Origin of the sequence: Heliorestis convoluta (genome assembly GCF_009649955.1) — a bacterium.
Lineage (GTDB): Bacteria > Bacillota > Desulfitobacteriia > Heliobacteriales > Heliobacteriaceae > Heliorestis > Heliorestis convoluta.
This window is the reverse complement of sequence record NZ_CP045875.1, coordinates 1,236,284-1,262,495: the sequence shown is the minus strand read 5'-3', so window position 1 is coordinate 1,262,495 and position 26,212 is coordinate 1,236,284. Positions and strand designations below refer to the sequence as shown.

General features: G+C 45.4%; 25 protein-coding genes and 1 pseudogene. 3 read left to right on the top strand and 23 right to left on the bottom strand.

Going from position 1 to position 26,212, the window contains the following annotated elements:
• Positions 1–13 precede the first annotated feature (13 nt).
• The 14 genes and pseudogenes from FTV88_RS05835 to FTV88_RS05775 all read right to left on the bottom strand — a co-directional run bounded on the left by FTV88_RS05835 (position 14) and on the right by FTV88_RS05775 (position 16,444).
• The gene (locus FTV88_RS05835; RefSeq protein WP_153724811.1) at positions 14–1,600 is read right to left on the bottom strand and encodes an acyl-CoA mutase large subunit family protein; all 1,587 of its coding nucleotides are present in this window, start codon (positions 1,598–1,600) and stop codon (positions 14–16) included.
• Between the two features lie 74 nt (positions 1,601–1,674).
• Positions 1,675–3,705 (bottom strand): acetoacetate--CoA ligase, encoded by a 2,031-nt coding sequence (locus FTV88_RS05830; RefSeq protein ID WP_243137363.1) that lies wholly within the window; start codon positions 3,703–3,705, stop codon positions 1,675–1,677.
• Positions 3,706–3,754: 49 nt separating this feature from the next.
• The gene (locus FTV88_RS15845) at positions 3,755–5,431 is read right to left on the bottom strand and encodes an AMP-binding protein (protein ID WP_243137479.1); all 1,677 of its coding nucleotides are present in this window, start codon (positions 5,429–5,431) and stop codon (positions 3,755–3,757) included.
• A 75-nt stretch (positions 5,432–5,506) separates the two neighbouring features.
• Positions 5,507–6,448 (bottom strand): annotated as a pseudogene (locus FTV88_RS15840) (hydroxymethylglutaryl-CoA lyase); the annotation flags it as partial.
• 130 nt (positions 6,449–6,578) lie between these two features.
• The gene (locus FTV88_RS05820) at positions 6,579–7,799 is read right to left on the bottom strand and encodes an acyl-CoA dehydrogenase family protein (RefSeq protein WP_153724808.1); all 1,221 of its coding nucleotides are present in this window, start codon (positions 7,797–7,799) and stop codon (positions 6,579–6,581) included.
• A 50-nt stretch (positions 7,800–7,849) separates the two neighbouring features.
• Entirely contained in the window at positions 7,850–9,433 is a 1,584-nt protein-coding gene (locus FTV88_RS05815) for an acyl-CoA carboxylase subunit beta (protein WP_153724807.1), read from the bottom strand.
• 8 nt (positions 9,434–9,441) lie between these two features.
• On the bottom strand, positions 9,442–10,266 hold the full coding sequence (locus tag FTV88_RS05810) for an enoyl-CoA hydratase-related protein (protein WP_207707924.1): 825 nt from the start codon (positions 10,264–10,266) through the stop codon (positions 9,442–9,444).
• Between the two features lie 23 nt (positions 10,267–10,289).
• Entirely contained in the window at positions 10,290–10,502 is a 213-nt protein-coding gene (locus FTV88_RS05805; RefSeq protein ID WP_153724806.1) for an acetyl-CoA carboxylase biotin carboxyl carrier protein subunit, read from the bottom strand.
• A 45-nt stretch (positions 10,503–10,547) separates the two neighbouring features.
• Positions 10,548–11,894 carry an acetyl-CoA carboxylase biotin carboxylase subunit gene (locus tag FTV88_RS05800; protein WP_153724805.1) on the bottom strand — a complete coding sequence of 449 codons (1,347 nt, stop codon included), beginning with the start codon at positions 11,892–11,894 and terminating at the stop codon, positions 10,548–10,550.
• A gap of 29 nt (positions 11,895–11,923) precedes the next feature.
• Complete coding sequence (locus tag FTV88_RS05795) at positions 11,924–12,673, bottom strand: ABC transporter ATP-binding protein (protein ID WP_153724804.1); 750 nt, start codon at positions 12,671–12,673, stop codon at positions 11,924–11,926.
• Positions 12,670–13,425 (bottom strand): ABC transporter ATP-binding protein, encoded by a 756-nt coding sequence (locus tag FTV88_RS05790; protein ID WP_153724803.1) that lies wholly within the window; start codon positions 13,423–13,425, stop codon positions 12,670–12,672. Before FTV88_RS05790 ends, FTV88_RS05795 begins: the two co-directional genes overlap by 4 nt.
• A 3-nt stretch (positions 13,426–13,428) precedes the next feature.
• Positions 13,429–14,292, bottom strand: a complete 864-nt coding sequence (locus tag FTV88_RS05785) for a branched-chain amino acid ABC transporter permease (RefSeq protein WP_153724802.1) — start codon at positions 14,290–14,292, stop codon at positions 13,429–13,431.
• A gap of 6 nt (positions 14,293–14,298) precedes the next feature.
• The gene (locus tag FTV88_RS05780) at positions 14,299–15,180 is read right to left on the bottom strand and encodes a branched-chain amino acid ABC transporter permease (protein ID WP_153724801.1); all 882 of its coding nucleotides are present in this window, start codon (positions 15,178–15,180) and stop codon (positions 14,299–14,301) included.
• A 58-nt stretch (positions 15,181–15,238) separates the two neighbouring features.
• A complete protein-coding gene (locus FTV88_RS05775) occupies positions 15,239–16,444 on the bottom strand; it encodes an ABC transporter substrate-binding protein (RefSeq protein WP_153724800.1) in 1,206 nt (401 codons plus the stop codon).
• 1,669 nt (positions 16,445–18,113) lie between these two features.
• Between FTV88_RS05775 and FTV88_RS05765 the strand changes: the two genes are divergently transcribed.
• Positions 18,114–18,716: a hypothetical protein gene (locus FTV88_RS05765; RefSeq protein WP_153724799.1), complete on the top strand. Its 603-nt coding sequence runs from the start codon at positions 18,114–18,116 to the stop codon at positions 18,714–18,716.
• A 393-nt stretch (positions 18,717–19,109) separates the two neighbouring features.
• On the opposite strand, the gene FTV88_RS05760 is transcribed toward FTV88_RS05765, so the two are convergent.
• From FTV88_RS05760 to FTV88_RS05720, 9 genes are all read right to left on the bottom strand, one after another.
• On the bottom strand, positions 19,110–19,472 hold the full coding sequence (locus FTV88_RS05760) for a GIY-YIG nuclease family protein (RefSeq protein ID WP_207707923.1): 363 nt from the start codon (positions 19,470–19,472) through the stop codon (positions 19,110–19,112).
• A 992-nt stretch (positions 19,473–20,464) separates the two neighbouring features.
• Positions 20,465–21,268, bottom strand: coding sequence for an ImmA/IrrE family metallo-endopeptidase (locus tag FTV88_RS05755; RefSeq protein WP_153724798.1), 804 nt, complete (start codon positions 21,266–21,268; stop codon positions 20,465–20,467).
• Positions 21,261–21,611, bottom strand: coding sequence for a helix-turn-helix domain-containing protein (locus FTV88_RS05750; protein WP_153724797.1), 351 nt, complete (start codon positions 21,609–21,611; stop codon positions 21,261–21,263). Before FTV88_RS05750 ends, FTV88_RS05755 begins: the two co-directional genes overlap by 8 nt.
• A gap of 299 nt (positions 21,612–21,910) precedes the next feature.
• Positions 21,911–22,198, bottom strand: coding sequence for a hypothetical protein (locus FTV88_RS05745; protein WP_153726531.1), 288 nt, complete (start codon positions 22,196–22,198; stop codon positions 21,911–21,913).
• Between the two features lie 128 nt (positions 22,199–22,326).
• Positions 22,327–22,584 carry a hypothetical protein gene (locus FTV88_RS05740; RefSeq protein WP_153724796.1) on the bottom strand — a complete coding sequence of 86 codons (258 nt, stop codon included), beginning with the start codon at positions 22,582–22,584 and terminating at the stop codon, positions 22,327–22,329.
• Between the two features lie 318 nt (positions 22,585–22,902).
• Positions 22,903–23,106 (bottom strand): hypothetical protein, encoded by a 204-nt coding sequence (locus FTV88_RS05735; protein WP_170285766.1) that lies wholly within the window; start codon positions 23,104–23,106, stop codon positions 22,903–22,905.
• Positions 23,090–23,242, bottom strand: a complete 153-nt coding sequence (locus tag FTV88_RS05730; RefSeq protein WP_153724794.1) for a recombinase family protein — start codon at positions 23,240–23,242, stop codon at positions 23,090–23,092. The genes FTV88_RS05735 and FTV88_RS05730 overlap by 17 nt, the downstream gene beginning before the upstream one ends.
• 326 nt (positions 23,243–23,568) lie before the next feature.
• Positions 23,569–24,936, bottom strand: coding sequence for a site-specific integrase (locus FTV88_RS05725; RefSeq protein ID WP_153724793.1), 1,368 nt, complete (start codon positions 24,934–24,936; stop codon positions 23,569–23,571).
• Positions 24,937–25,050: 114 nt separating this feature from the next.
• Positions 25,051–25,629 (bottom strand): helix-turn-helix domain-containing protein, encoded by a 579-nt coding sequence (locus FTV88_RS05720; protein ID WP_153724792.1) that lies wholly within the window; start codon positions 25,627–25,629, stop codon positions 25,051–25,053.
• A gap of 163 nt (positions 25,630–25,792) precedes the next feature.
• Between FTV88_RS05720 and FTV88_RS15835 the strand changes: the two genes are divergently transcribed.
• Both FTV88_RS15835 and FTV88_RS15490 read left to right on the top strand, forming a co-directional pair.
• The gene (locus FTV88_RS15835) at positions 25,793–25,996 is read left to right on the top strand and encodes a hypothetical protein (RefSeq protein ID WP_243137361.1); all 204 of its coding nucleotides are present in this window, start codon (positions 25,793–25,795) and stop codon (positions 25,994–25,996) included.
• The gene (locus FTV88_RS15490) at positions 25,947–26,177 is read left to right on the top strand and encodes a hypothetical protein (RefSeq protein WP_162007918.1); all 231 of its coding nucleotides are present in this window, start codon (positions 25,947–25,949) and stop codon (positions 26,175–26,177) included. The genes FTV88_RS15835 and FTV88_RS15490 overlap by 50 nt, the downstream gene beginning before the upstream one ends.
• Positions 26,178–26,212: the final 35 nt, after the last annotated feature.

Below are 26,212 nucleotides of genomic sequence, written 5' to 3'. Positions count from 1 at the left end.
ATCACCTCTTTTTTTAGAAAACGGGCTGTTCTCGATATTCGCCGAAAACTTCCTTTAAAGTACTTGCAATTTCACCTTCTGTTGCGTACGCTCTAACGGCTTCAAGAAGCGGTGGCAGCAAGTTTTCTGTACCTCGTGCTTCTGCTTGCAACTCTCGCAGTGCTTTTTCTACCTTTTCGTTATCACGGCTAGCTCGAAGGGCTTGCACTTTTTTGACTTGCTCTTCTTCGATGGCTGGATCAATTCTGAGCAGAGGCATGTCCATGGCCATGTCTTCTATATAGTCGTTGACGCCAACGATAATTCTTTTCTTCTCGTCAATCTCTTTTTGATATTGAAAAGCAGCTTCTGCAATTTCTTTTTGGAAAAAGCCTTGTTCAATGGCAGGAATAACACCGCCTAAGGCATCGATTTGTTCAAAATAACGCTCTGCCCCTGCTTCCATCTTGTCAGTCAGGGCTTCTACGAAGTAAGAGCCTCCCAAGGGATCAACGGTGTTGGTGACTCCTGTTTCGTGGGCAATAATTTGTTGCGTCCGCAAGGCGATGGTTGCTGATTTTTCCGTTGGCAAAGCAAGGACTTCATCCATGGAGTTGGTGTGGAGAGACTGGGTGCCGCCGAGTACCGCCGAGAGACCTTCAAAGGCTGTGCGCACAATGTTGTTTTCTGGTTGCGGCGCTGTTAGGCTACAGCCGGCTGTTTGGGTGTGGAAGCGCAACATAAGGGAGCGCTCTTTTTTGGCGCCGTATTTTTCTTTCATGCGGCGAGCCCAGATACGACGAGCGGCTCGAAACTTGGCAATTTCTTCGAAAAAGTCCATATGGGCATTGAAGAAAAAGGAAAGGCGCGGTGCAAAATCGTCAACATCAAGGCCTGCTTCAATGCCCGCTTCGACATAAGCAAAGCCATCGGCCAAGGTAAAAGCCAGTTCCTGCAGCGCTGTCGCACCAGCTTCTCGAATGTGGTACCCTGATATGCTAATGCTGTTCCACTTGGGCACATGGCGGGTGGCATAAGCAAAGGTGTCTGTAATGAGACGCATCGATGGTTTTGGGGGAAAGAGCCAAGACTTTTGGGCGATGTATTCTTTTAAGATGTCATTTTGAATCGTTCCAGAAAGCTTTTCTGAAGGAACACCTTGCTTTTCTGCTGTGGCAATGTAAAAAGCCCAGATAATTGCAGCCGGTCCGTTGATGGTCATGGAAGTGCTGACTTGATCAAGAGGAATGCCTTGGAATAATTCTTCCATATCAGCCAGTGAGTCAATGGCGACGCCACAACGTCCCACTTCCCCTTCTGCCCGAGGATGATCAGAGTCGTAGCCCATTAGCGTTGGCATATCGAAGGCGACAGAAAGGCCCGTTTGCCCTTTTGATAACAAAAGTTTGAAACGCTCATTCGTCTCTTTGGCAGTCGCAAAGCCAGCAAACTGGCGGAAGGTCCAGAGGCGCTGTCGATACATATTGCTATGAATGCCTCTTGTGTAGGGATATTGGCCTGGAATTTCTGAATCGGTCGTCTTTTTTGAAGATAGATCAGCGGCAGTGTAGCAAGCTTTAACTTCTTCGCCCGATAAGGTTTTGAATTTTTTTTCGCTCATGGAAGCACCTCTCTTTCTATTTAATTGGTTAAAAGTGGCAAGCAAAGCGTCCCCTTGACACTACTTTACGCTTTCTAGGAGGCTGCTTCTTTGCGCAGTTCTGTCATTTGATGGTATTCTTCTAGTGAGTCGGGGTTGGCCAAGGCTTGGCGATTTAAAACCGGTTCGCCGTGAAGTATGTTGCGCACAGCGATCTCTACTTTTTTGCCATTAAGGGTGTAGGGAATATCGCGAACGGGTATGATTTTTTGTGGTACATGACGGGCTGTGGCATTGCTTCGTAGTGTTTGCTTGATCCTTTTTTCTAGTTCTGCTGTTAAGCTTTCGCCAGCAAGAAGTTTGATGAAAAGTAGTATGCGTTCGTCGTCCTGGTATCGCTGTCCTACGACGAGACTGTCGTCTATCTCATCGATAAGTTCTAAGATGCGATAGATCTCTGCGGTGCCTATACGAATGCCGCCGGGGTTTAAGGTGGCATCAGAGCGGCCGTGGATAACGATACCTCGGCGCGGCTTGACTTCAATGTAGTCGCCATGACACCAGACTTGGGGGTATTTGCTGAAGTAGGATTCTTTGTATTTGTTTTTTTCTTCATCTTTCCAAAATCCAAGGGGCATGGAGGGAAAAGGCTGGCGGCAGACGAGTTCGCCTTTGCCTTTTTTTACTTCTTGACCAGCTTCGTCCAAGCCGACAACATCCATGGCCAGGCCTTTGCTTTGAATTTCGCCCGCATAGACAGGAAGCATGGGGTTGCCTAAGACAAAGCAAGAAATAATATCGGTTCCCCCTGATATGGAGGATAAGCATAGATCTTCTTTGATATGGCTATAGACATAACAAAAGCTTTCTGCGGAAAGAGGCGATCCTGTAGATAGAAGGGTCTGCAACGATTGCAGGTCATACTTGCCTTTGCCAATGAGCGCTTCTCGCTCTATAGACATAATGTACTTGGCACTGACACCCCAGTGGGTGACTTTTTCTTCTTCTACCAGTTGCAAGAATCGCTCTGCTGTCGGGTGAAAAGGTGAGCCGTCGTAGAGTACAACGGTAGCGCCGAGAGCAAGGGCACTGACCATCCAATTCCACATCATCCAGCCGCAAGTGCTGTAGTAAAATAGCGTGCTTTCTCGCTTGATATCTGTGTGCAGTCGCAGTTCTTTCAGATGCTGCATCAAAGTGCCACCGGCGCTGTGGACAATTGCTTTGGGTTTGCCTGTCGTGCCTGAGGAATAGAGGATATATAGAGGGTGGTTCGCAGGGAGTTGACGAAAAATGCCGCTTCCTGCTGAATTGGTGTTGCTTGCAGATGGACAGGTAGTGGTTACAGAATTTGCGGAAAGCTTCGTTGACTCTAGTGGGGCTTTCGCTAACTCTATTGGCGCTACTGCGGCGATTGAAGAAACAAAGTCTTGACATATCACAGCTTCTGGTAATAGATGGGGTAGCTTTTTTCTCAATTCTTCCGCTGATTCCAGGTAGGGAAAGAGAATTACTTTTTCTATGGAAGGAATGGCCTTGGTGATCTGACGGGCTTTTTCTAAGGTGCTGTAGCCCTTGCCTTTGTAGGTATAGCCATCGGTGATGAAGAGCACTTTTGGTTCGATCTGGCCGAAGCGTTCAGCCACTGCTTTGCTACCAAAGTCAGGCGATGTAGAAGACCAGGTGGCCCCTAAGGCTGTTGAGGCCAAAAGGGCAACGACCGTTTCAGGCACGTTGGGCATATAAGCGGCAACGCGATCACCTGGTTGTAGCGAAATACTCTCGAGCGCTTGGGCAAGCTGGTGCACGTCTGCGTACAGTTCTTGATAGGTCAGGGTGCGCCTTGGACCTATTTCGCTGTGGGCGATAAGAGCGATCTGATCATCGCGATAGCGGAGCAGGTTTTCGGCAAAATTTAATCGTGCACCTCGAAACCATTGGGCATCCGTCATATGATCGCCTTCGACCAATACTTCCTCGTAAGGTTGAGAGTGCAAAGGTTCGCTAAAATGCCAGAAAGAATCCCAAAAATCCCGAATATTCTGAACAGACCAGGCGTGAAGGGTGCGATAGGTCCGAAAGCTTCGGCCTTTCTGTTCACGAATATAGTCCATAAATGCTTTCATTTGCGATTGTTCTACCTTGCGAGCGGCGGCGTCCAGAGAATTTTTTTCATCAAGCTGTCTCCACCTTTGCGGCATTTTCGAGAGATAGTTCTTCGATGTAATGCTCGCGAAGGCGAAATTTCTGGATCTTACCGGACGCAGTCATGGGGTAGTGGGTAAGGAAGCGAATATAGCGGGGAATTTTGTGACGGGCAATTTGACCTTGGCAGTATTTACGAACCTCTTCTTCGGTGAGCTCTTCTCCCTCTTTCGGAATAATGCAAGCGAGCACTTCTTCGCCATACTTAAGATCAGGAACGCCAATCACTTGTACATCGCCGATTTTGGGGTGGCTGTAGAGAAATTCTTCAATTTCTCGTGGGTAAATGTTCTCTCCCCCACGAATAATCATATCTTTGGCCCGGCCTGTAATTTTAACGTAGCCTTCCTCATCGTAGGTAGCCAAATCGCCTGTGCGGAGCCAACCTTCTTCATTAATCACCGCTGCGGTGGCTTCCGGGTTTTTATAATATCCTTTCATTACACCAAAACCGCGAGCACAAAGTTCGCCCGTCTGTCCGGGGGGCACTTCTTGCCCTGTGGCAGGATCGATGACTTTGACTTCTACGGAAGGCAAGGCTTTCCCAACGGTAGAAACTCTACGTTCGAGAGAGTCTTGCGCTGTCGTTTGGGTAATGACCGGTGAAAATTCAGTAAGACCGTAGGCAATGGTAATATCGCGAGCGCCCATCTGGTGGGCCACTTTTTTCATCACTTCTATAGGGCAGGGAGATCCTGCCATGATCCCTGTGCGCAGCGTTGATAGATTGTAGCGTTCAAAGTCAGGGTGATTCAGTTGGGCAATGAACATGGTAGGAACGCCGTATAAGATGGTGCATTTCTCTTTTTCTACGGCTGCCAATACGCGAAGGGGATCGAAGCTTTCAATGGGCACCATGGTTGCCCCAGTAACTATGCAAGCCAAGGAACTCATAACACAACCAAAACAATGAAAAAGGGGGACGGGAAAGCAAAGGCGGTCTTCTTGGGTCATATTTTGATTGGCGGCAACGAGACGAGCGTTGTTGACAATGTTGTAATGACTGAGCATGACGCCTTTGGGAAATCCGGTCGTACCGGAAGTGTATTGCATGTTAATGGTATCGTCATAGTGAAGTGATTTTTGTCGTTCTGCCAGCGCTTCAGCGGAAATGGTTTCGCCAAGCTGTAAGAAATCATTCCAACTGAACATACCAGGGTGCTTTTCTTCCGGGTCTCGACCGATGAAGATCACATTTTTTAAGAGCGGTAAGGCTGAACATTGCAATTCACCGGGTTGGCTTGTTGCGAGTTGTGGGCAAATCTGGTTAAGCGTTTCTACGTAATTGTTGTCGCGAAAGCCATCGATGAGCAACAAGGTGGTGGCATCAGATTGACGGAGCAAGTATTGCAATTCCGAAGCGCGATAGTTGGTGTTAACTGTTACGAGGACTGCACCCATTTTGGCGCTGCCAAATTGCGTATCGAGCCACTCGGGATAGTTCGTAGCCCAGATAGCGATGTTTTCACCTTTTTGCACACCCAGTGCCATTAAGCCTTTGGCCACCTGGTTCGCACGCTCTTGAAATTCTCGATAGGTAAGTCGCAAATTGCGATCATCGGTGTAGACAACCGCTTCATGATCAGGCTGTTGGGCTGCTCGTTGATCCAAAAGATCACCCATCGTAACTTTGAGCATTTCCACCAATGTGGCCTCCTTCCTGAGGGTCCGTATTTTATCTTTGTGGGCAGGACTGTGCTTGACCAGTCCGCAGCGCAAAACGTTAGAGCGCAAAGGACGTTGCAGAATTTTTTCTGCTTCCTGGCCTAGCTCTAAGAGAGCCGGTCTGTCGATGCCTGTAGATATGTTCATCTCTTCTAGCATGGCGACAAGATCTTCGGTGCTGCAGTTGCCGCCGTGACCGCTTTGGTAAGGGTCGGCACCCGTTCTGGCTTGCCCACCAATGGCACCGATGGAACTATCTAGGTAGTAGTAACCACTTAGTAGAGCCATCAAGTTGTTGGCCAGTCCAGTGCCGCGGCTGTCGTGAAAGTGAAGAACGACTTTCTCGGGGCCAAAGCCTTCTTGACGCAAGTAGGCAAGAAGATGTGCCACTTGCTTTGGATTGGCCATGCCCGTTGTATCGCCTAAACCAATATAGGAAGCGCCTATACTTTTCCACCAGCGTGCAAGACGGAGAACTTCTTTTGGCTCTACATCGCCTGTAAAAGGACAGCCAAAAGCGGTTAAAATCCATCCGAAGACATGATGACCTGTCTGCAAAGCTTGTTCCGCCAAAGAAGCTAAAAGCTCTTGGTTCTCCTGGCGATTCATTTTCACATTGGCTTGATTGTGCGCTTCCGTCGATGAGATCACCATGGCGATCTCATCGACACCGTAGCCTTTTTCTTGGCAAAGGATTGCTCTTTCTAAGCCTCGCCGAGTCGTTACAATGGCTCGAAAGTCAACGCCGGGAAGACGGTTGATGCGCTGTAACACTTCTTCAGCATCATTAAATTGAGGCAAATATTTGGGGTGAGCAAAGCTGGTTGCTTCAATTTTTTTGAAACCTATCTCTTGAAGGGCATTGATTATCTTCACTTTTTCATCGGTAGGTACGATAATTTTTTCATTTTGTAGGCCATCGCGAGCCCAGCACTCCCCGATGATTGCTTTTGCAGGTAGTGCGCCTTGGGATAAGAGGTGTTCAGACGGTGGTACCAAAATATCTACACCTCTTTCTTCTATTAGAATTGCTGCAGCGAAGCAGCATCGTCGTTATCACTATTACGCTTAATTTAGACTTTTTTCTCAACTACAGACACTGTTGTATTCGCAGGTCTAGGGTCTAGTACTACACAGCTGACTTTTCTGCTTTATCGACGCATTTGAGGCAACTGCTTTTTTTCGCTTTTTTGTGTTCTGTGGAAAGAGCATTGCAGCCAAGTTGTCTAGATATGACAATGCGTTGGATTTCAGAGGTTCCTTCGCCAATTTCGCAAAGTTTGGCATCGCGCAAGTAACGTTCTACGGGGAATTCTTTGATGTAGCCATAGCCACCGTGAATTTGAATGGCTTCTAAAGCCGCTTTGGTTGCAATTTCAGAAGCAAAGAGCTTGGCCATGGCCGCTTCTTTGGCGAAAGGGCGGCCTTCATCTTTGAGCCAGGCTGCTTTGTGAACTTGGTTGCGAGCCAATTCGATATGCGTGGCCATATCGGCAAGTTTAAAAGAAATGGCTTGAAACTTAGAGATTGACTGACCAAACTGAACACGTTCGTTGGCATACTTGACAGAAGCATCGAGGCATGCTTGGGCGATGCCTAGGGCAAGCGCCGCGATGGATATCCGTCCACCATCTAAGACTTGCAAAAATTGTGTAAAGCCTTTGCCTCTTTCACCTAAGAGATTTTCTTCTGGCACTTTTACATCATCAAAGAAAAGCTCGCACGTATTCGAAGCACGCATACCTAATTTGTCGTAGCCATTGCGAATGGTGTACCCTTCCGTGCCTGTAGGAACAATAATGGCACTAATGGCGTTGCTGCCACCTTTTGGTTCTGTACGGCAGGTTGCCACAACAGCACCGGCATAAGAAGCATTGGTAATATAGCATTTACAACCGTTAATCACCCACTGGCCTTCTTGCAAGGTAGCAACCGTTTGAGTTCCACCGGCGTCAGAACCGGCATTGGGCTCTGTAAGGCCGAAAGAGCCTAGAAACTTACCTTGACAAAGTGGTACAAGCCACTTTTCTTGTTGTTCTTTCGTACCGAAAAGATAAAGAGGGGCACAACCTAAAGAGATATGGGCCGCATAAGAGAGGGCTGTAGAAGCGCAGGCTCTAGCCAGTTCTTCCACGACGAGGGCAAAGGAAAGAGTATCGGCACCTGCACCACCCACTTCTTCCGGATAAGGAAGACCGAGGAGACTCAGTTCCGCCATGTCACGAAAAATGGCTTCAGGAAAAACTCCGGTCTTATCCCGTTCCGCCGCGCCCGGGGCTACTTCTTCTTGGGCAAACTGGCGAACCATTTGCTGAATTGCTCTTTGCTCTGGGCTAAGATCGAAGTTCATAATAATAACAGACCTCCTCTAATTTGGGTGTAGGATACTGAATCGCAAATCTACACAGGCGTTACCGCATGCTTGCGTGTTGTAAACGCTGTCTTTTTCGAACGATATAAGGAGAAGCGTTGGATGAGCTCCCCTCGCAATTTCTCGGGCATAACGATAGCGTCAACAACAAGTTCTGAGGCGAGACGTGCTAGAGATATATCTTCTTGATACTCCTTACGACGTTCATTGATAAAAGCAGCGCGCTCTGCCGGCGGTAGCTCTTTGATCTTGTTGTAGTACACGGCGTTGATGGCCGCTTCTGGACCCATGACGGCAATGGACGCTGTGGGCAAAGCAAGACAAGCATCGGGCTCAAAAGCAGGGCCACACATGGCGTACAATCCAGCGCCATAGGCCTTACGTACGACGACGGAAATTTTCGGTACTGTTGCTTCTGACATGGCTGAAATCATCTTGGCGCCATGTCGAATCATGCCGGCCCGTTCCACCTTCGTTCCAATCATAAAGCCAGGAACATCCATCAAGTATAGAAGAGGAATGTTGAAAGCATCGCAAAGCTGAATGAACCGTGTCGCTTTATCGGCCGAGTCGATAAACAAAACGCCACCTTTGTGCATAGGCTGATTGGCCACAATGCCCACAGGCTGTCCATCAAGGCGAGCGAAAGCTGTAATAATTTCTGGCGCGAAAAGCTCTTTGATTTCTAGGTAAGAGCCTTCGTCAACGAGATTGTAGATGAGTTCCTTCATATTAAATGGAACGTTTTGATTCGTTGGCACGATAGACTTAATATCTTTTTTGCCGATGCTAGCAACCTTGGAGTTTTCCTTTTTTTCCGAGCTTGTTATTTTTTCCGACTTTTCAAAGCAGCTCTGGGGAAAGTAGCTAAGATAGTGTCGGGCTTTTGTAATGGCTTCTTCTTCACTGGCACAGAGAAAATCACCACAACCTGACTGGGTACAATGCATACGAGCACCGCCCATTTCTTCGAGTGTTACTTTTTCTCCGATAACCATCTCAGCCATGCGTGGCGAACCGAGATACATACTTGCGTTGCCTTCAATCATAAATACAACGTCGCAAAAAGCAGGAATGTAAGCACCGCCAGCAGCAGAAGGTCCAAAAAGAAGACAAATCTGGGGAACGCGACCTGATAGCTTCACTTGATTGTAGAAAATGCGTCCAGCGCCACGACGACCAGGGAACATTTCCACTTGATCAGTAATGCGTGCACCGGCGGAATCAACAAGATAAAAAATCGGGATATTCAGGTCGAGGGCTCTTTCTTGAATGCGAATGATTTTTTCAACAGTGCGCTGTCCCCAACTACCGGCTTTGACGGTAGAGTCGTTGGCCATAATGCAAACAGGCCGACCTTCAATGGTGCCAATGCCACAAATAACGCCATCAGCGGGCAGCTCATCGGCCTGGCAGTTGGCGCACAAGCCTTCTTCTACAAAGCTATCCTTATCGAGCAAAAGCTCCAGTCGATGCCGTGCAAAGAGCTTGCCTCGCTCTTTGTTGGCTGCATGATACTTGGGAGCCCCGCCTGCGTAGATTTTTTCCATCAATTCTGCCATCTCTTCATAAGGCTGACTCGGTTGATTCTTTGGAATGGGCTGATTCGCCATGCTTTTACTCACCTTCCCTGAAACTGTGGCTTTCTTTTTTCTCGAAATGCCTGCAAGGCTTCCCTGCGATCTTCTGTAGGAATGCAAACTTCGTAGGATTTTGTTTCTAAAGCTAAGCCCGTTCGCAATTCGGCTTCCATGCCGAAGTTAATGGCATACTTGGCTTGTTGTAAAGCCACGGGCCCATTCGACAAAATGGTCTCGGCTAGTTCATAAAGAGCCTGGTGCAATTCATGGCCTGGTACAACACGATTGACAAGTCCTAGGTTGTACGCTTCCTGGGCTGAAATGGTGCGGGCCGTAAAAATCAGCTCTTTCGCTCGAGCTGCGCCAATGAGGCGACTCAGTCGCTGCGTACCCCCGGCGCCTGGAATAATAGCCAGCTTTGTTTCCGTTAATCCCATCTGGGAACCTTCTGCAGCAATCCGTAAATCACAAGCCAGGGCGAGCTCTGTTCCTCCTCCTAAAGCCATGCCATTAAGCAAGGCAATGACCGGTTGGGGTAATGTTTCAATCTGATTCATAAGCTCTCGAATGGTGTATATGTATTGCTGCACTTGCGTTGGTGAAAAAGTAGCACGCTCTTTCAGATCGGCTCCCGTGGAAAAAGCTTTGTCACCAACGCCCGTGATGACGACGAGTTGCACCTGGCGGTGAAAACGGATTTGCCTTGTTAGATCTTCTAAAGCCAGCAATGTTTCATAGTTGAGCGCATTCATTACCGCGGGCCGATTGATCTTGATCCAAGCGATAGGGCCATCTTGCTCTATTAGCACTGTGGCGCTTTGGCTTTGTAAAATGCCCTTTCCTCTTATCCCTTCAGTTTGTTGCAAAGGCTCCTCCGTCCTTCCCTGTCCTACTCTAACAACAAAAGAACATCGCCTTCGTTGACAAATTCCCCTTCTGCGACTTTGCTTTCAACAACAGTGCCTGCAAAAGTCGATTGGACAGGAATCTCCATCTTCATGGACTCAAGATATAAAACTTCCTGGTTCTCTTCCACTTTATCGCCAGGATTAACTTGGAGACGTAAGACCATCCCTGCCATTGTCGCTGTAACTTCCTTCATGATGTAGTAGCTCCTCCTTCATGTACTTTCAGGACTGGCACTGCCTTAGACAGCTTTGCCGAGCATTTCTCGTACAAAATAGCAATTGCCTTCTCCCGCTTGGAAAGTGTGATGGGCTAAAATATCTTTGAGTACAGGTAAATTTGTTTTGATCCCTTCAATTTCTGTTTCTTGCAATGTTGCTTGCAACATGGCAATGGCTTCTGCTCGATTCTCGCCATGCGCGATGATTTTAGCGAGCAGCGGATCGTAATAAGGCGTTACGACGGTACCACTTTGGACCCAGCCATCGACGCGAACATTTTCTTTTTGTGGTATATAGAAGTGATTGATTCTGCCGGGTGAAGGCAAGAAGTTGTCGGGGTTTTCAGCATAGAGCCGCACCTCAATAGCATGACCTTGAAGGGCCACATCTTCTTGCTGAAGCCAAAGCTTTTCACCGGCGGCAATGCGATACTGGGCTTGGGCAATGTCGATGTTTGTCACCATTTCTGTAACGGGGTGCTCCACCTGTAAGCGCGTATTCATCTCCAGAAAGTAAAAATTGTCATCTTCATCGACAAGAAATTCCATGGTACCAACATTGGAGTACCCAATGGCACGGGCTGCTTTCAAGGCCACTTGTCCCATTTTTTCTCGCAATTCCAGAGAAAGCTGGGCAGCCGGTGCTTCTTCTACGATTTTTTGATGCCGTCTTTGAATGGAGCAATCTCTTTCAAAAAGATGAATGGCATTGCCATGTTCATCGGCCATCAATTGAACCTCAATATGACGACTTCTAGAGAAGTAGCGCTCTAGAAAAAGTGTTCTATCTCCGAAAAAGCGGCCTCCACGGTGGGCGCAGCTTTCCCAGGCTGCCGCTAAAGCCGATTCATCGTGGGCAATTTGCATGCCGATGCCTCCACCCCCGGCGGCTGCTTTGACCATGATGGGGTAGCCAATGCGATTGGCTTCTACAAGGGCGGCTTGCAAATCTTCAGGTGCCCGTTCTGTACCTGGCACAACGGGTACGCCAGCGGCCGCCATGGTGCGGCGAGCAGCCACTTTATCACCCATGATGGCGATAATTGAAGCTGACGGACCAATGAACTTTATTCCTTCTTCGGCGCAACGGCGGGCAAAAGTTGCATTTTCAGAGAGCAAACCGTAGCCAGGATGAATGGCTTGGGCACCCGTTTTTTTTGCCACTTCTAGAATTTTTTCGACTTGCAAATAGCTCTGGGCGACGGGGGGGGGACCGATGAGGTATGCCTCATCGGCCTCCTTAACAGGAAGGGTATCTTGATCGGCTTCCGAGTAAACTAGTACGGTTCGAATCTGTAAGGCCTGGGCTGCTCGCAAAAGCCGAAGAGCGATTTCACCGCGATTGGCGATGAGAACTTTGTTAAACAAAATACCGCCTCCTTTTTTTACAACGATACTTATGCAGTGAGAGCACGCCGGGTGTCGTCTTTGCGTTCCCCAAGATAGGCTCGCGTTACTTCTTCGCTGCGTAAAAGATTGGCGCCACTGTCGCTTAAAACGACACGACCGGTCTCTAAGACATAACCACGGTCGGCCACTTTGAGCGCTTGCTTGGCATTTTGTTCCACCAGCAATACGGTGATGCCTTTATCGCGCAAGTTTTTAATGATTTCAAAGATCTCTTTGATTACAATGGGTGCTAAGCCTAGAGAAGGTTCATCAAGCATCATGATTTGTGGACGGGCCATCATGCCACGGCCGATGGCCAGCATTTGCTGCTGTCCTCCCGAAAGATTGCCTGCTTGAAACTTAAAGCGCTCTTTCAAGATGGGAAATAAAGCAAGCACTTTTTCAAGGTCTTCTTGAATCTCTTTTTCGTCTTTGCGACAATAGGCACCCATCAGCAAGTTATCTTCTACGGTCATGCGACCTAAGACAGCTCTGCCTTCAGGAACGTGGATAAGCCCTTTGCTCACGATGTGATGGGGCGCCATCGACGTAAGAGGCTGGCCTCTAAACTCAATGGTGCCTTCTGCAGGCTTTAAGAGACCGGAGATGGTCTTGAGCAAAGTAGATTTGCCAGCACCATTGGCCCCAATGATGGCAACAGTTTCGCCTTGACGGACTTCGAGATCAATACCCTTTAACGCTTTAATCGGTCCGTACGCAACTTTCAGGTTCTTTACCTGTAGAACCTTTTCCATCATTCTTCATCCTTTCCCAGATAGGCCTCTAGCACCAGCGGATTGGCCTGCACGGTGGCAGGATCGCCTTCAGCGATTTTTTCGCCAAAGTTAATAACCAGAACATGGTCTGAAATTTCCATGACGACAGACATGTCGTGCTCAATAAGCAAAATGGTATGACCTGCTTTACGGATTTTTAGAATAATCTCGTTGAGCCCTTTGCTTTCATCGGGATTCAAACCGGCGGCAGGCTCATCAAGGAGGAGAAGCTTTGCACCTGTCGCCAGGGCTCTGGCAATCTCTACCCGCCTTTGATCGCCGTAGGAAAGCTGGCCTGCATATTGATCTTTTTTCTCTTCCAGTCCCAATAGGGCCAGCGCTTCTTGGGCTTCCTGGGCCAACTCTTTTTCTAAGGAACGCTCATAGGCGGGAATAAGACTGCGCAAGCCTGTGTTGACTTTGGTGCTTTGCCCGATGCGTACATTTTCGAGCACCGTCATATGCGGAAAAAGTCGAATATTCTGAAAAGTACGGGCAATGCCTAAGCGAGTGATCTCATAGGGCTTTAAGCCATTTAAGGTCGTGCCTTGAAAGGAGATGTGGCCACGATCGACAGGGTAAATGCCTGTAATCATGTTGAAAAGTGTTGTTTTGCCGGCTCCATTCGGTCCAATGAGACTGAAAATAAACCCTTCTGGCACCTGAAAGCTTAATTCGTGAATTACATTTAAGCCGCCAAAACTTTTGTGTACTTCGCTAACAACGAGCACCAAGGATCACCCTGCTTCCTCTGTGGCTTTTGTTTTGGGTAGACTTTTTTTGCTGAAAAAGTCTTTAATCCAATTAATAGTATCGTGGGAGATCAGACCTTGTGGACGAAGAACCATCATGGCCATAATAAGAATACCGTAGAATGTGAGACGCCATTCTTGCATGCCTCGAATGAGCTCAGGCAACAAGGTTAGCACGAGTGCTCCAAGGGCTGCACCCCAGAAAGTCTGGGCACCGCCAAAGATAACGTAAAAAAGAATCAGCAAGGAAGTGTGATAACCAAAAGCGTGGGGGTCGATAAAGAAAATATAGTGAGAATAGAGAGCGCCGGCAATGCCAGCGATGGCTGCACTTACACCAAAAGCAGTTACTTTCAGATAGGTGATATTCAGCCCCATCGATTGGGCTGCTACCTCATCTTCATGGACGGCTTTGAAAGCCCAACCGATGCGTGAGTGGGTAAGTTGCCAAGCAAACAAAATGGTTAAAGCAACCATAAACCAGACAAGATACAAAGTCGTGCCAGACATGCCACTTATACCAGAGGCACCACCGGTGTACTTGAAGTTGTGGAAAAAGACTTGCACCACTTCACCCAAGCCGAGCGTTCCAATGGCCAAGTAGATTCCTTTAACGCGAAGGGCCGGAAAGCCGACAGCAACGCCAACAATACCAGCCATAATGGCAGCGGCCACAATTGCAAGAGGGAGATTAAATCCCCATTTTACAGTCATAACCGAAGCCATGTAAGCGCCAATGGCCATAAAGGCACCGTGGCCTAGTGATATCTGCCCTGTGGAAAGGGTGATATAAAGGCTGATGGCTAAAATAATGTTAATTCCGGCAAAAATAAATACAGATTCTGTCAACCTTGCTCACACCCTTTCCGCTTGTACTCTTGTTCCTAAGAGACCGTTGGGTTTAAAGAGCAAGACGAAGACGAGAAAACCCCAGATTACAGCATCGACGTAGGGCGATAATCCTGGGATGACAACGGTGGCTGCTTCGAGCATTCCTAAGAGCAAGCCTGCTACCATCGCACCGTAAATGTTACCCAGACCACCAATCACCATAACGGCCAATGCTTTTAGGCCAATGGTCGCACCGACAAAGGGACTGATCACACCAAAGCGCAAACCGACTAAGATACCGGCAATACCAGCTAAGGCAGCAGAGATGGCAAAGGTGGTAATGATAATTCTTTTGACATTTACACCTAAAATTTGTGCTGCTTTTTCGTTTTCTGCCATGGCTCGCATGGCTCGACCTGTTTTTGTTTTTTCGAGCATAAAGGTGAGTAAGACCATGAGAGTTATGGCAATGGCGAACATCAGCAGTTCCGTGCCACTAATGAGAATGCCACCTACGGAGAAGTCTCCAATATTGACATGAGCGGGAAAAACTTGCGGTTCCGAACCGATAAAGTTGACTGTCAAACTGACTAAAACGGTACCAAAGGCGATGGTGCTAACGACAGGCGCCAGATGAAATTCTTTTTTGATCGGTCGAAAACAGAGAAGTTCAATGATTACGCCCAGAAGAGCTGCCGCTGCCATGGCAGCGGGGATGGCCAGATAAATAGGCAAGTCAAGGGCTAAGATGAGCAAGAGTCCCACAAAGCCTGCGATCATAAAGACTTCCCCATGGGCCATGTTAAGCAAGTTCAAGACGCCAAAGACGAGAGAGTATCCGATGGCCACGAGGGCGTAGATACTGCCTTGCATCAAACCGTTGATGAGCTGCTGGAGAAGAAGCAAAAGTCCACACCCTCCCTCTTAGAACTTATGAAGTTTTTACAGAGCTGCGATGAGCTTCTTATTCTAAGATTTCGAATCTGCCTTCTCTTACAACGAGAGGATAGATGGTTTTTATTCCGTCTCCTTTTTCATCTATGCTGGTCAAACCAGTGATTCCTTTGAAATCTTTTAAGTTGGCGAAACCATCTCGTAGGGCCAAACGAACTTCCTCCGTAGGCGTTGTGTGATCAACACCGGCTTGTTCTAGCACATGGGCGATCATATAGATGGTCTCATAATGGTTGGCTTCAAAGGAACCTGGTAAAGGATCGGCTGGCGTAATTTGCGCTGCTTGGGGCTTGAATTTTTCTACAAAGCTTCTAGCTTGTTCATCTTCTGAGTCTACGTTCCAGCTTGAGGTGGCTACAAAGTTTTCTACAGCTGTACCGCCTTGCTGAATCAAGGCACCCGCATACATACCTACGCCACCTAGCACCGGTATTTTCAGCCCTTGGCGCTCCATTTCTCGAGCAAAGGCAGCGGCTTCATTATAGAGGCCTCCGAAAGCAATGGCATCGGGGTTGAGATTCCGAACTTGCGTTACAATGGCACTAAAGTTGGTCTCCCCTGTGTTGAAGCTGAAATAGTTGCCTTCATTGAGGATTTCCACACCGGCTGCTTTAAATTCTCTCGGTAGATCGTCTGTCCCGACTGCTTTGGACCAGGCATCGCGCTCATCATGGAGTACGACAACTGTTTTCACATCAAACGCTTTGACAAAGCGAGGCGTTGCTTCACGAAGTAGCTTATCGTCAGTCATGCTATTGCGGAATGCCCAGGGACGGTTGTTTTCAGAGATACCTGCTTTGGCCGATGAGGGTGAGATAATCGGTACTTGCAATTGGTTGGCTTGTGGAAAGGCGACTTCACATTCTCCGCTGAAGAAGGGGCCTACAATGGCGGCGACGCCTTGACCGGCCAGGCTACGAGTGAGGTTCACGGCTTCTTCGTTTCTGCCATTGGTATCGCGAACGAGAAGTTCTATAGGACTTCCGTTAATGCCGCCAGAAGCATTGATTTCTTCGACGGCGATGTTCATAGCAATTTCATTTTTACGACCCCAGTCGGCGCCTTTGCCCGATTTGTCAACGAGCGCTCCGATTTGGATGGTGTCACCGCTTGAGGAAGTGGAGGCTCCATCTCCACATCCTGTTAAGGCTGTTGCTGTTACCAGTGTCAGAACAGCTAAAGTGGCGAATATGCCTTTTTTGCTTTTTGTAAGCATGAACTGATGGCCCCTCCTCCATTTTTAATACTTTGGGTGGTTGGTCGGTCCTCCGATGAATCCTGTTCCTTGTTCCCTGTTCCTTGATTGTGCTAGGAGTGAATATTCTAAATTTTTAGACTATTTTTTCTTTTTTTTACTTCACCTCCTTTCATAACTTCCTGTCTTAAAAAGGGCTTCCCTCTCCCTGGCAACCTTTCGACATGAGGGATCTTTTCCCCCTGTTGATCCTCTACATGGTTTTTTAGACTAAGACTTTGTTAGGACCCGAAGTGATAAAAGAAGGATGAAGCTATTTGGTTGTCTTTTTAACAATTGCAAATTCCATGATTTATTTCCCATGTATTCTGTTGCCATCTTTTGTGAGTTCGATGGTATCATTGCGCAGAATATTTTGTCAATTCAGAATTTTTAATTGGCTTGTTTTGGATGTTTAGTGGTTGTTTGGAAGGTTTTAACGGTCTTTTGACGCTGGACTTTTTTTGTTGGTAGGACTTGGGCTTTAGAAAAGTTTGACAGTCTTATACTACACATACGCAGATCTTTCGGTGTTATATACCTACTTCTTTTTTTATATTTCTTGTGATTGCTCTTGCAATCATCTTTTTTTACCTACTAGTACGAAAATAGCTACTTTGTGGTGGGGTCAGGCGTTATGATTTCCTTCCGAACGGACTCATCCCACGCCATAACCGGCAGCAAGCTGCCGATGGCTGAGGTCTGAAGTCCTCTCTCCAGGAAGTCATAACGCCTGACCCAGGTACATCTTGCTGGTTGTGACTGCGTTTTGGCCTATTGCAAATACAAATACAATAAGCAATTGCGTATACATCGCAGAAAGTTGCGCAAAGCAATGTCAACGGAAAGTAACAATCAGCAAAAATTCTCTGGGCCTGGGCATCACGCTTTCCGCAGCGGGACTTGGGACCTCAGCTGTCGCCAGCTTGCTGGCGGTAACAGCGTGGGACCAGTCCAGAGCGGAGGAAAGCGTGATGACCTGGCCCCTCTATGAAGTAACCCCAACGTAATCAGGAAAAGCTGATTTTCATCGTTGGTTGTGCTCAGCCGGGCATAAAGGAGTTAGCATGTAAGGTTTCTAAAATGGAAAGGAACTGTGTTTTATGAATGTTTTTTTCCAAAACTTTTTCTTCTAGGAAGGATTTTATGGTTTGATGTGGAAATAGCTTGATTGAAATCTTCTGAATATTTGAAATTGAGAGACTAAGGAGGCGTAGCGACTATGTCATTGCAAAAAAATGGTTTCGTGCAAGAAGAGCGTCTGCCACAAGGGATGGATTCTGTAAAAGAAATGATGCAATAGGCCAAAACTCAGTCACAATCAGCAAGATGTATCTGGGTCAGGCGTTATGACTTCCTGGAGAGAGGACTTCAGACCTCAGCCATCGGCAGCTTGCTGCCGCTCATGGCGTGGGATGAGTCCGTTTGGAAGGAAGTCATAACGCCTGACCCCACCACAGGGTAGCTATTTTCGTCTTAACTTGCCATACCCGGTTAGACACAGCCAAAGATAAAAACAGCTTCTAAGCGAAACGTCCCTGCGACACACCTGTGACACAAGGGGTTCCCCGTGGGTTTCAGAGGGTGGGAGTGGAAAGCGTCCTATGGTATAATATTGGAAAACAAGTCGAAGAAATGAGGAAAATCTACCATGACCGATGTTCCGCAAAGCTGGTTGGTCAATACCAAACAAGTCCGCTGGGTCGCCCAATACGGTATCTCTTGTGCTCCCTCACCGGCGACGATCACTCTCCGCGATTGGCCCGAAGAAATTAAGCAAAATCTATTTTCTAGGGATGATGTAGGTCCCAGTCAAAACCTCTTTCTGGCTGCTCTGGTTTTAGCCGGTGCTTTCGCAGAAAAGATTGAAGGGGCTCAGGGTCAAAGGAACGAGCACTTCCTTTTTGTCCTGTCGCACACCTTATTTAACGAGATCAGTCAGATTGACTTGGAAAAGATGGGACTCACTACATTGAATGGCGCCCATAATCCTAAGTTGGATAAAAGCTGGCCCGGACCGACGGCTGCTTTTTTCGATATGTGGAAAGAAGCTTCCCAAGAAGGGACACCTATGGATGCTTGGATGAATGAGCTTTTCTGGTCCGTCAATATGGACATTACGCTCATCTCCAAAATAGAAGGAGAGACAAAACGTAGCAACCCACCGCTGGGCAGCCTGATCCATGAAACGAGCAAAGCTGCTTATATGGTTCAGGCCCATGATAAAGTCCAAAAGGCTTCCGAGAAAAAATAAAAAGACCCACCGAAATTTCTCTAAATCTAATTCCTAGACGCTAACTTAGTAGGTTCTTTTTTTTCCACTATTTTCTTTTCTGCATAACTTGCTTTTCCTCTGATGCATTGAACGCACTTCTTGCCACTTCAGCTCTCTCACCTCAGTCAAATTAGCATCCCACGGAACGAGTCCCTTTGTTCAGAATAACCACAGACTTTGCTTTTGTATTGCGGTGCGTAGAACAAATATAAATTTTGCTCATCAGAGACACCCTTTCCCGTTTCATCTGTTTAATTACGCAGGGTAGATAAGCTGATAGGGCGGCACCTTTTTGAGTGGTTTTCGTCAAGCCTCCTTCTGGTTTTCACAATGACTTGATTGACTGGTATTTCGGGGTATTCAAGAAATTGTTTATTGTTGATCTGTCAATGATGACTCATATTCACTTAAAGAGATCCCATCTGGTAGCTTCCATAACTTCTGACCACTAGAAGAGCTACCTAAAACAATAGATGCTGCGGTGGAAGCACTGGAAAAAAGATGGTCTTTGGAAAATTGTACAGCTGATTCGATCATTTTCTGCTCTAAATATCGAATATACGCTTTGTTAAGGTTGTCATCTTTGCTTATTATTATGAGCGACTCGTTCCAAAAATCTTTCTTCAAATGTTGCTTCAATCTAACTAGAATATTTTCTGATTCACCAATGTAGACGGCTTCTTTATCAATTGCTTCGTCTTTCCCAAATAAGAGATATACTCCAGAACTATTCAACTCACTTCTATCGCTACAGTCTTTTATCATTGTTCTCGGAATTTATAGCTTTTCCAGTCCAGTTAGACAGCTCACATGTTAACCTTCCATTTGGATCGCCATCTATCAGAAACATGGTAATTTTTTTACCGTAGATTTTCATATTTCTATCCCCTGTCTTGATATGGTTTAAAGTACCGTCCCCTTTTAATCCTGCACGGTAAAGACTTAAGCAACGTTTACGTCGAAAAAGAAAACCTTTAAGCTGCTTTTCAGCAAAATATTGCAATTCCCTCTTTTTGGATGGGGCTTTTTCTTTTCTATTATTGTGATTCTTTCTAACATTTCAAACGACTGGGCTTTCACAACTTATCATACCAACCCCTCTCTTTGTTTAGTTTAGGCAAGCTTGTTATTGTCAAACTAAAATTTAGATTATAAAAGGGGTTTTAAGTTTGGATAGAATGGATGAAGGTCTTAACTTTTTCAAAGGATTAATAGGTGGTACGGTAATCGTCGTTCCTCTATGGGCATTAATTGTATTCGTTTACCAGGTGATTTTAAAATAAATACTTTACGTTAAGATGACTTTTGCTTTGTCCATTGGATGCTCACAATCCACACTCGTAAGCGCTCGATGGGGTGGCCGCACACTCGGCGCAGTAGAGGATGTTGGAAGTCGATGGTTATTGTTTTGTTAGTCAAGGCCGGCCCATGATCCGATTTAGATAAAAAATCTATATCTAGTATCGGGCTGGGTTTTGGGTTGCTGGATGTAGTGTTAACCTGGCCTTTTTTCCGAGAAAAATAATTTTGTGAATATGCTTCATAGATAAAAAAATAAAAGCCCACCACCGGTTAAGGTGATGAGCTTCGTTAGAAGAACTTCATTTTGATATTTTGGGGATACCTTCCCTTCTATCCCGACTAAGTCTGCGAGGCTCAGAGGTGTCTTTACAAAGGGTTATTGGATCTCAAATAGTCATTCAATCTTTGAATTCTTTGCTTCGCATCTATGTTCCTATCTTTGCAAAAACACTGTCATCTTCTACATCTTTTTCCTCTGATAGCCCTCCTATATCTTCTACGTCTAAATCTACATAACTTAAAGCAGCCTGCAGGCTTTTGCGTGGGATCAGTTTTTCGTTGTAGTTTGAAATGACCCATTCCAGATACTCAGCGGGGACTTTCTTCGCTTCTGTTGACCTGCACAAGTCAACATTACCACTAATGGCTTTTAGTAGCTTCGTGGCGGTATACTCCCCTTTTTCATTTTTTAGATAATGTACTTGGCTTTCGCTTAGTTTTCCTAATGCTTTTAACCGAATCAAAGCCATGTCATAACTAACATTAAAGGCGGTCTGTATCCTGGCTATATCTAAGCCATTCCACTTATCACTGCTCTTATCATTCAACTCTTGCCTAATGAATTTGTCCACTTTTTCCCTAGGCATCATTAGCGAAGCGGCAAAGTAATTGGCCTCAACCTCGTATTCGTCTCTATTGGTAAAATCATCATCTTTAATAAGGGTTAATCCTTGTTCCGACAAATGTAGCTTTTGATGTCCCAGCTCATGAGCAATAGAAAAAATTTCTCTTGACAGTATCAAGGAAGAGTTTGAGAAAACAATTCGCTCACCCTCTTTGATCATAGCAAAACCCAAAAATTCATCTTTGCCAATTGGGTATCTAATAACTTGATACCCTAATTTTTCAGCTGCTTCAAAGATATTTTGAAAGCCATACCCTGTTACTTTGCACTCAGCTCTAACAGTATCAGCTATTTTTTCAATTGCAAGTTGTCGATTTTTATTCATCGCCATCTACCTGCCTTACACTCTTATATAGCTTTCGATGGGCATAGAAAGTATTAATCATTTCATCGAGAAATTGAAATTTATCACCTTTCTCAGAAGCGCCATTATCTCTAAACATCGGTTCTTTTTGAGCCTTATGATTTACTGCAGAAGTTATCTGATCTGGAGAAACTTCTAAGATCTGAGCAATCGTTATAATACTGGCATAGGAGATGTCTACCAAGCCTTTCTCAATCCTGGCATACTTTTGTCTTGTACAATTCATTTTTTCAGCAACTTGCTCTTGTGTGAGTCCCTTGGATTCACGCAAAGACCTTATTCTTGCTCCTAAAACCGAGTTCATCTCTCCACTCCCCTTCAAGTAAAGTATATCTTCATGGTATGAAAAACCCAAGAATTATGTTGCGATTTTGTAACTCCAATCAATATTTTTTCCGATGATTAAGGTGTTTAACCGCATTTCTGTTACGCGATTAAAACATGCAGTGAAAAAGAACACCCAAGGAAGTACGTCATAAGCCAATAGGCCGACAAAGTAAGTTTTTACTGATTTTTGTCATAAGTGCAGTTTATCGATAGTGGATTTAGGGCGGTGTTTAAATATAAAAGAGCCCACCAAGTAGCTATCTAATTCCTAGAAGCTTACTTAGTGGGTTCTTTGTTTTCCACAATTTTCTTTTCTGCATAACTTACTTTTTCTCTCAAGCCAATGGGTCCACGAACCTTTAGGACAATTTCCTCATGGCTGGTGTGATACACGAGATATTCGCCTTTTGACTGTAATAATTCACGAGTTGCATTGGCATCTGGAACCATACCGATTACGGCCATATCCTCTATGATTTCCTGAGTACCTTCTAACCGAGACTTCGATACTTGTAATTTTACAAATTGATTGGGATACAATGAACGCACTTTTTGCCACTTCAACGCTCTCACCTCAGTCAAATTAGCATCCCGCGGAAGGAGTCCCTTTGTTCAGAATAACCACAGACTACATGATGAGATTTGGGCTTCTTGGGCTCGCTTTGTTCAAGTCTTCTTACGGAGGTTTAGGCTCAAACGGTTTCCATTTCCTTTTGGTTCATGGCTTCCACAAAATCATCTACTGACTTAACTAATGTAGGTGATTTTAAAACCCGTTGTGTTCGTTTGAATGTCGATAAATCTCTTGTTCCATAAACACCTATGCTTAATTTTGGATTTTCAGTTTTAATTCGTTGCAGGGCTTGTTTTGCTTCTTCGCTTGTAGGCAATTCAAGAATAACCTTTGCTTTTGTATTGCGGTGCGTAGAACAAATATAAATTTTGCTCATCAGAAACACCCTTTCCCGTTTCATCTGTTTAATTATGCAGGGTGGATAGCTGATAGGGCGGCACCTTTTTTTAGTTGTTGAGGCAAAATCCGCTAGGCACAGGGCTAGTCATTAACTTTGCATCAAGTAAGTATTTGTCAGCTCCAGAAGATAAACACAAAGATTGGCGTCCCACGGAACGAGTCTCTTTGTTTAGGCAGTTCTCGCAATCCTCGGAATGAGAGAAGCCTGTCTTGCCTGTGAATTATACCACTTCTTTTTCAATTGTCAATCCAATCGAAAAGCCTTCATTTTGGTGATAGTTGTCTTTTTCCGATGCTACCTAATAACCTCAATACTACTATACAGAAAAAAACCACCAAGTAGCCAGCACTCCAACTCCTTATGCATTTCTTTGGCTTTTTCTATTCTTTCATTATCCCCTTCTAGCTCTTTTTCAAGGGCGATGTTTTTATCTGTCCATTCCTGTATCTCTGGGCTTTGGGTATCAATATCGCCTAGTTCTTCAGTTCCCATTTCCATCAGAGTCGAATCCATAAAAGAGATAGGCTGGTACTGTCACGATCCCTCGCTCGGCTAGTTTCCTAAAACCCCATTTTACGTTCTCTGAAATATTTCTAGCTTCTTCTTGAGCCAAGGTGCTGAGTATGGTTAGCATTATCTCACTTTTTTCATCTTCTGTGTTGATGTTCTCTTTTTCAAACCGTTAGAAGATATTTCGTATCGTTAAGAAAAGCCTTAAAACCCGCGTTTCGTGGGGCTTTGTCCATAGGCAGTTGTGTATCGTGAACTTTCGTTTTGGGGTTTAAAGAAGCATAAAACACCAAGTAAACACCAAGATTCTCTCCAAAAGTACAGTTTCAAAAAATAAATGTGCTGTAAGGTTTTTATCCTTCTTACAACACATTCTGAAATGCCGAGTGTACCCGATTTGGGTACACTTTTTTTATGCAGTTTTTTCTTCTTCCTTCCTTGCTTCTTCGTTTAAATCACTCCATCCAAGGCATCACTGATGGCGCTTGCGACTTTTTCTGCTGTGGAGTTATAAACATGGGCGTAAATGTCTTCAGTGGTTTTGGTGTTGGAATGCCCTAAGTGCTCCGAGATAAATTTCACCGGCACTCCTGCATTGATGAGCAAGGATGCATTGGCGTGGCGTAGGTCATGCACATGGAGATCTGGTAAATCATATTTCTTCAGTAGTTTTTTGAGGGTGGTGTTCAAATAGCCAGCGCTGAGGTACTCGCCTTCCATGCCTGTGACTACCGCTCCTCGATCCTTCCATTTCGAACCTAGCTTTTCGCTACGCTTTTCCTGCCATTCTTTATGTTCTTTCAAAATGGCTGTCAACTCTGAAGGTATGGCAATAACCCTCTCACTGGATTTGGTTTTTGGTGTCGATAGTTTGTACTTCCCATCCGCTCGATAAAGGGTATAGCGGACGTAGATGGTTCCTTTTTTTAGGTTAACATCTTGCCAGTGAAGCCCACACAGTTCTCCCGAGCGCATCCCAGTGTAAATGAGTATTGTTAAGCCTACCCGGGCATTGGGGTTTTGTACTTCCTTCAAATGTTCTAGGAGCTGCTTGCACTGGTCGGCATCAAGGAAGTCTTTATCTTTTTTTCTACCTCGCGGTGATGTGGCATGAACTACCGGGTTCTTCCAGATGATATCTTTCTTAAGCGCGGTGTTAAAGATAGCCGAGGTAGCCGTTCTTATCCTTGCAATAGATGTACTCCCTATTCCACGTTCTTCTTCTGGCCTTTCTTTTTCCACAAACATCTCATTTAGCTTTTTACCAAAAGCGCCAGCAATCTTCTCTGCAGTTACCTTACTGACATGTTCACCTCGTGCCGCTCTTTTTATGGTATTGAGTTCGATTCCAGTTTTTCTTGATGCAGGCCTTCTTGTTCCATCACTCAGAAGTGTTGGGTCTTTCATAACATAGAAGCGACTGTTTTTTCCTCTCTTATAAAGATGATTCAGCATCTCGTCAATTCGGGCTGTCGTGATATCCTTCAGCTTCAAGTGCCCGATGTAGGGAAGTACATAACTCTTCATCAAATAAATGTTGGTTAGCAGTGTTCGCTCTTTCAACTTGTGCGGAGCGATCTGTTCAAAGTACCACTCTACCAGCTCTGAAAAACGCATGTTCTCATCAAAGTTGGTCATGCCCATACACTTCTTTTCAAAGTCATAGGCAAAGGATGTAGCCAGCTTCTCTGCTTTCTTCTCACTAACATTCTTCGGTGGCTTGAAAGTTGTGGTCTTTCTAATCTGCTTACCTTCCATATTATAGCCAAGAGAGACCATGATTCTGTAGGTATCGCCCCGTTTTTCTATACTTGGCATAATGCCCTCCTCCTTTCTTTATTAATGTAGATTTCGCAGAGGAAATGATCCTCCTACAGTATCTATCACTCTACTGGCGTTATTAGTCAAGTGAATAAACACCAGCCTTTGATACTAGCTTTCCGTAAAATGTATCCCCTTTTTTGCTAATTCCTTCTTTATAAATTCATGAACATAATTGTTTAGATCCCATTCCCAATAACCTTGAACATTGAGACCAGGCATCAACTTTTCTTTCTCGTCTGATGACAATTGGGCGAGTTTTTTTAGGTTCTCAATTTTGTACGACAAATCATCAAGAAATTTATAAAACTCCACATTGGATAATAGATCATCTAGCACTGGGACAACTTTTGAGCAACTTCCTGCCTTATCATCTTTGTGCGCTCTCTTAATCAGATTTACTGCACCTTCGGATAAACCAAGTTGCTTATGCATTTCTTTATTCTCTGCACTTACTCCAGTCAATAAATAATCCACAGACACATCAAAGTACTGTGCGATTTTATAGAGGCTGTCTGCGGTAGGTTGAGTCTTTCCATCCATATATAAACTGACGGTCTGCGGTCTGATACCGATAGCTTTTGCCAGCGCCTTTTGTGTTGTTTTTTCTCCGGAATGCGGATGTTCGTCCATGATCAATCGCATCGTCTTTGCAAATGGATTTTCATAACCTTTAAATTGATTTTTCACTTATTTCATCTCGTTTCATTCGTTTTACTTGAACATTTCCTTTCTAATTCTTTATCACTTGTTGTTTCGTTTTATCTGCGTTACAATAACAATATCAGATGAAACGAAACTAATCAAGCGAAAATAAAGCGAAACAGAATTTTTTATAAGGGAGGTGCGTTGCATGGATAAAGAGGCGCTTGAAGCAGCTGCCAAAGAAGAACGATTAAAATACTTCCGAGAGTGGCGCCGAAATAACCCTGATAAGGTTAAACAACATAACAAGAACTACTGGGAGAAGAAAGCCAAAGCGAAACTAAAGAAGGTGGAAAAAGCCAATGACACTAAAGAAGAAACCAACCATGCTGACAGTAAGGGAGACAGCTAAAACAGGCATCCTCCCGGAACACGCTTTAAGGCTCCTACTAAAAGCAGGAAAACTCCCTGCCATCTATGTAGGAAAGAAAGCCTATATCAATTATGAAAAATTGTGTGAACAGCTTAGCCAACTTGATGGCTCAGAAAGACCGGAAGGAGATGATGTATATGGATATCCAAATGGAATGTAAAAACTGTGGCCAAGCTCGATTAGCTGATTTAGATG

What these genes read in the sequence shown, in the direction of transcription:
- FTV88_RS05730 (WP_153724794.1), bottom strand. Translation starts at nt 23,242, where the DNA reads ATGCTAACCATACTCAGCACCTTGGCTCAAGAAGAAGCTAGAAATATT.
- FTV88_RS05820 (WP_153724808.1), bottom strand. Translation starts at nt 7,799, where the DNA reads ATGAACTTCGATCTTAGCCCAGAGCAAAGAGCAATTCAGCAAATGGTT.
- FTV88_RS05755 (WP_153724798.1), bottom strand. Translation starts at nt 21,268, where the DNA reads ATGAATAAAAATCGACAACTTGCAATTGAAAAAATAGCTGATACTGTT.
- FTV88_RS05775 (WP_153724800.1), bottom strand. Translation starts at nt 16,444, where the DNA reads ATGCTTACAAAAAGCAAAAAAGGCATATTCGCCACTTTAGCTGTTCTG.
- FTV88_RS05750 (WP_153724797.1), bottom strand. Translation starts at nt 21,611, where the DNA reads ATGAACTCGGTTTTAGGAGCAAGAATAAGGTCTTTGCGTGAATCCAAG.
- FTV88_RS15835 (WP_243137361.1), top strand. Translation starts at nt 25,793, where the DNA reads ATGGATAAAGAGGCGCTTGAAGCAGCTGCCAAAGAAGAACGATTAAAA.
- FTV88_RS05835 (WP_153724811.1), bottom strand. Translation starts at nt 1,600, where the DNA reads ATGAGCGAAAAAAAATTCAAAACCTTATCGGGCGAAGAAGTTAAAGCT.
- FTV88_RS05725 (WP_153724793.1), bottom strand. Translation starts at nt 24,936, where the DNA reads ATGCCAAGTATAGAAAAACGGGGCGATACCTACAGAATCATGGTCTCT.
- FTV88_RS05795 (WP_153724804.1), bottom strand. Translation starts at nt 12,673, where the DNA reads ATGATGGAAAAGGTTCTACAGGTAAAGAACCTGAAAGTTGCGTACGGA.
- FTV88_RS15490 (WP_162007918.1), top strand. Translation starts at nt 25,947, where the DNA reads ATGACACTAAAGAAGAAACCAACCATGCTGACAGTAAGGGAGACAGCT.
- FTV88_RS05815 (WP_153724807.1), bottom strand. Translation starts at nt 9,433, where the DNA reads ATGGCGAATCAGCCCATTCCAAAGAATCAACCGAGTCAGCCTTATGAA.
- FTV88_RS05830 (WP_243137363.1), bottom strand. Translation starts at nt 3,705, where the DNA reads ATGAAAGCATTTATGGACTATATTCGTGAACAGAAAGGCCGAAGCTTT.
- FTV88_RS05735 (WP_170285766.1), bottom strand. Translation starts at nt 23,106, where the DNA reads ATGGAAATGGGAACTGAAGAACTAGGCGATATTGATACCCAAAGCCCA.
- FTV88_RS05765 (WP_153724799.1), top strand. Translation starts at nt 18,114, where the DNA reads ATGACCGATGTTCCGCAAAGCTGGTTGGTCAATACCAAACAAGTCCGC.
- FTV88_RS05740 (WP_153724796.1), bottom strand. Translation starts at nt 22,584, where the DNA reads ATGAGCAAAATTTATATTTGTTCTACGCACCGCAATACAAAAGCAAAG.
- FTV88_RS05805 (WP_153724806.1), bottom strand. Translation starts at nt 10,502, where the DNA reads ATGAAGGAAGTTACAGCGACAATGGCAGGGATGGTCTTACGTCTCCAA.